This is a genomic window from Streptomyces sp. TRM64462, assembly GCF_013362995.1.
Classification (GTDB): domain Bacteria; phylum Actinomycetota; class Actinomycetes; order Streptomycetales; family Streptomycetaceae; genus Streptomyces.
This window is the reverse complement of record NZ_JABWDV010000295.1, coordinates 1-3,955: the sequence shown is the minus strand read 5'-3', so window position 1 is coordinate 3,955 and position 3,955 is coordinate 1. Positions and strand designations below refer to the sequence as shown.

At 72.6% G+C, this 3,955-nt stretch carries 5 protein-coding genes; 3 read left to right on the top strand and 2 right to left on the bottom strand.

What is annotated here, in order from left to right:
- The first annotated feature begins 157 nt into the window (after nucleotides 1-157).
- Complete coding sequence (locus tag HTZ82_RS13870; RefSeq protein ID WP_175409664.1) at nucleotides 158-922, top strand: DUF4239 domain-containing protein; 765 nt, start codon at nucleotides 158-160, stop codon at nucleotides 920-922.
- Between the two features lie 147 nt (nucleotides 923-1,069).
- Nucleotides 1,070-1,594 (top strand): hypothetical protein, encoded by a 525-nt coding sequence (locus HTZ82_RS13865; RefSeq protein WP_175409663.1) that lies wholly within the window; start codon nucleotides 1,070-1,072, stop codon nucleotides 1,592-1,594.
- A 140-nt stretch (nucleotides 1,595-1,734) separates the two neighbouring features.
- On the opposite strand, the gene HTZ82_RS13860 is transcribed toward HTZ82_RS13865, so the two are convergent.
- Nucleotides 1,735-2,229, bottom strand: coding sequence for a hypothetical protein (locus tag HTZ82_RS13860; protein ID WP_175409662.1), 495 nt, complete (start codon nucleotides 2,227-2,229; stop codon nucleotides 1,735-1,737).
- A 322-nt stretch (nucleotides 2,230-2,551) separates the two neighbouring features.
- Here HTZ82_RS13860 and HTZ82_RS13855 point away from each other — a divergent pair, with 322 nt between their 5' ends.
- A complete protein-coding gene (locus tag HTZ82_RS13855; protein ID WP_175409661.1) occupies nucleotides 2,552-3,217 on the top strand; it encodes a class F sortase in 666 nt (221 codons plus the stop codon).
- Nucleotides 3,218-3,329: 112 nt separating this feature from the next.
- Here HTZ82_RS13855 and HTZ82_RS13850 read toward each other — a convergent pair.
- On the bottom strand, nucleotides 3,330-3,955 hold a 626-nt coding region (locus HTZ82_RS13850; protein WP_175409660.1), incomplete at its 5' end, for a polysaccharide deacetylase family protein.

Here is a 3,955-nt window from a genome sequence, read left to right as displayed (position 1 = left end):
CGGCCGTTCCGCTGCCGCGCTACCGGCAGGCGCAGCGGCCGCAGCCGGACGACGGCCCCGGCCTGGTGTCCGTGGTGCTCCTCATCACGGCACCCGCGGTGTTCGCCGCCGCCTTCCTGCGCCCCCGTTCCCGCTGACGACCCGAGAAGGAAACCCCGTGTCGGAATGGCTTGTTCTGACCCTTGCGATGGCCGCCGCGTGTGCGGTGGTCCTCACGATCGTCGTCATCAACCACCGCCGTGTCGGTGACGACGACGATCCGACCGAGACACCGGACGTCATGGAATACATGATCATGATGATCGGTGTGGTGTACGCGATCGTCCTGGGCCTGGCGATCGCCGGTGTCTGGGAGGGGCGCGGCGCCGCGCAGGACAGCGTCCGCCAGGAGGCCCAGGCGCTCCACGAGGTGCGCGTGCGGTCCGAGGTGTGGCCCGCCCCGGTGCACCGGCGGATCAGCGCCGACGTCGACGCGTACGTGCAGCATGTGACCGGGCCCGAGTGGCAGGCCATGGCCGACGACGGCGAGGTCACGGAGGAGGGCGCCGAGCTGCTCGAACGGCTGCGGCACTCGGTGATGGAGTACCGGCCGGCCGACGAGTACGAGGCCGAGGCGTACCAGCCGCTGATGGACCAGGTGGCGGCGGCCGCCGACGCGCGCAGCTCCCGTGCCGACTCGGCAGGCGAGACCATGCCCGGCGTGGTGTGGTTCGGGCTCATCACGGGCGCGCTCATCGCGGTTGGGCTGATCTTCACGCTCCAGATCAGGCGGACGTTCCGGGAGCTGCTGCTGGCCGGTCTGTACAGCGCGCTGATCGCCTTCCTGCTCTTCCTGATCTGGGCGATCGACGCTCCGTTCGGCCGCGGGGTGTCCGCGACCGCGGAGCCGTTCCTGACGCTGTTCCCCCATCTGGGGAGGTAAACCGTCCGGGTGAGGGATTGACCCGTTCGCGCGACCGGGCTCGCGGGGGCGGTGGGCCGCTTCTAGCGTTCCGGGCATGAGGGTCATTTCGTATATGTTTGCGGAAATCCGTTCCGCAGCTGCCCCTCGGACCGGAGGCTGACCACGATGCGCGCGATAGGTGCCGCTTCCGCCGCTCTGCTCGGAGCGGCGGCTCTCGCTCTCACCGCTCCCACCGCCGCGGCGGTGGACTCCTTCGTCATCACCCCGTCGACGGTCGCGCCCGGCGGCCGGGTCACGCTCTCCGCGCCCGGCTGCTCCGGGACCGCGATGGCGTCGTCGGGCGTCTTCGACACGGTCACGATCCCGGCCGGCGGCTCGGCCGTGGCCACCGTGGACTGGGACGCCCGGCGGGGCGCGGTGTACACGGTGTCCTTCACCTGCGCGGGCGGAGCGCCGGGCACGGCGCAGCTCACCATCGCCCGGGCGCCGACGACCAGTTCGACCGCCGTACCGACCGTGACCCGTACGGCCACGGTGATCGCCACGCCGTCGGGCGTACGGGGCGGTCTGGGCGGCAGTGTCGGCGGCTGGAACGCCGGGGAGCTGGTCGCGGGTACGGCGCTGGTCGTCGCGGCGGCCACGGGTGTGGTGTACGTGATGCGCCGCCGGGCGGAGAACCGCCGCCACTGAACGGCTTCCGCGAACCGCTTACATGAACCGCTTCCGCCGAATACGCCCGTCGCCCCCTGCTTCCGTCGAATACGCCCGTCGCCCCCAGTCCCNNNNCTGGGGGCGACGGGCGTATTCGGCCGACCGGGAGGTTCGGCCGGTCAGGCCTTTCCGCCGCTCAGACGGCGGCGACGGCTGATGAACAGCGCGCCGCCGAGGGCCGCGGAGCCGACGAGTGCGGCACCGACGGTCATCTCGGTGGAGCTGGGCGTCATGGAGCCGCCCAGGCCGCCCTGGGCACCGCGGGCGCGGACGACTTCGAAGGAGCGGGTCACGACCCGGGGGCTGTCGTTGCACCTGACGGCCAGGTTGTAGCGGCCGGGCGTCGCATGGTCGTAGATCCTGGGTGTGGCGGTCTGCACCGTGGGGGTCACCGTCAGGGACGTCTTGGGGAACGCGTTGGATGTCACGGTGCCGCCGCGGTCACACCCCTGGACGGTCACCGTCAGGACGCCGCCCTGGTGCACCTGCAGCGGGGAGACCGTGACATGAGTCGGACCACTGCCACCATTGCCCCCGGCGGTGGCGAGCGGGGCGCTGAGCCCGAGAGCCGCGCAGGCGGTGGCGGCCACCGCGAGGGCGCGTGAAGCACGCATCGTTGAACCTCCAGCGGAAGACGCCCCAAAGCGGTGCTCCGGGAATTCGACGGATGCGCCTTCCATGATGAACCCTCACCAAAGAGTCGGATCATCGCATTCCGGCGCTGCGCCACCGGGTGAAGCGACACGCCCGGCGTGCGCACAGGGGACCTGACGGAGCCGCAGGTCACCGTCCGTCAGGCGCGGGTCCAGGTACCGCGCCGATGACTCGGATGGGGCATCACCCGTACGCCGCGCCCGCCACCCGTTCGTCTCCTCCCTGATCGCCGGGTGGCGTGCGCGCGCTTACCGTGCGGGGAGAGGCCACGAAGGGAGAAGCATGGGCCGCCGCCTGGAGCGCAGTGCGTTGGACGTGATCCGAGGACGCCAACCGTGGGGTGCGCTGGCGCTCGTCCTGCTCACCGGCCTCGCGATGATGCGCAACGGGGTGGACGCCACCCCGGGGCCGCCCCAGCCGGCGGCCGCCGCGTCGGCGGGTGCCGCCCGCGTCGTCCCGGCGCCGACCCCGTCGGCGGGGCTCGTGCCGCTGGAGTACGCGCCCGCGTCGCGGGTGCGGATCGAGGCGCTGAAGGTGGACGCGCCGATCATCGACGTGGGTCTCGACCAGGAGGGCTGGATCAGCGCGCCGCCGCCGCAGGACCCCAATCTGGCGGGCTGGTACCAGAACGGCATCTCGCCGGGGCAGCGCGGTACGTCGGTCATCGTGGGCCACGTCGACAACGACTCGGGGCCCGCCGTCTTCTACGGTCTGGGCGCGCTCAAGCCGGGCAAGCGCGTGGAGGTGACCCGGTACGACGGGCGGGTCGCGGTGTTCCAGGTGTACGGCGTGGAGGTGTTCTCGAAGGACACGTTCCCGGGCGTACGCGTCTACGGCGACACCGGGCACCCGGAGCTGCGGGTCATCACGTGCGGCGGCGGCTACTCGCGGGCGGGCGGCTACGACGGGAACGTGGTGGTGTTCGCCCGTATGGTCGCGACCCGCTGAGCGTACGGCCCCCCATCTCGTACGGCCCGTCTCGTACGGCCCGTACGGCCCGTACGGCCCGTAGGGCCGGGCACGCGGCGGCCGCGCCGGGGGCGGGCGGCCGCGCGCGGCGTCACCTGCGGGGCACGGTGAGGTGGTAGCCGGCGTCCAGCAGCCGGGGCAGGTAGGTGCGCAGGGCGCGGACGGACTGCGAGCGGTCGCCGCCCGCGTCGTGCGACAGCACGACCACACCCGGGCCCGCGCCGTCCAGGACGCGGCGCACGATCGTACGGGTGCCGGGCTCCTTCCAGTCCAGGGTGTCCACGGTCCAGGCGAGCGGCTCCATGCCGAGCTCGGCGCCGATCTCGAACGAGTGCCGGTTCCACGCGCCGTACGGGGCCCGGTACCACAGCGGCGGGGCGCCCACCACCTGCTCGACGACCTCGCTGGTGCTGCCCAGCTCCTGGCGGATGCGGGACGGCGGCAGCTTGGGGATGAGCGGGTGCGACCACGAGTGGTTGCCGATCACATGCCCGTCGGCGGCCATCTCCCGCAGCAGGTCGGGGTGCTGGACGGCCATCTCGCCGCACACGAAGAACATGGCACGGACACCGTACTGGCGCAGGGTGCGCAGGATCGGCGGCGTGTAGCGGGGGTCGGGCCCGTCGTCGAAGGTGAGGACCATGGTGTCGCCGGTCCCCGAGACCCGCAGGAACGGGCGCTGCCGGACGGGTGGGAGGGCCCGCCGGAAGCGGGGGG

Bases quoted from the DNA above. Each gene is read 5' to 3' on its own strand.
- HTZ82_RS13855 (WP_175409661.1), top strand. From the start codon at position 2,552: ATGGGCCGCCGCCTGGAGCGCAGTGCGTTGGACGTGATCCGAGGACGC.
- HTZ82_RS13865 (WP_175409663.1), top strand. From the start codon at position 1,070: ATGCGCGCGATAGGTGCCGCTTCCGCCGCTCTGCTCGGAGCGGCGGCT.
- HTZ82_RS13860 (WP_175409662.1), bottom strand. From the start codon at position 2,229: ATGCGTGCTTCACGCGCCCTCGCGGTGGCCGCCACCGCCTGCGCGGCT.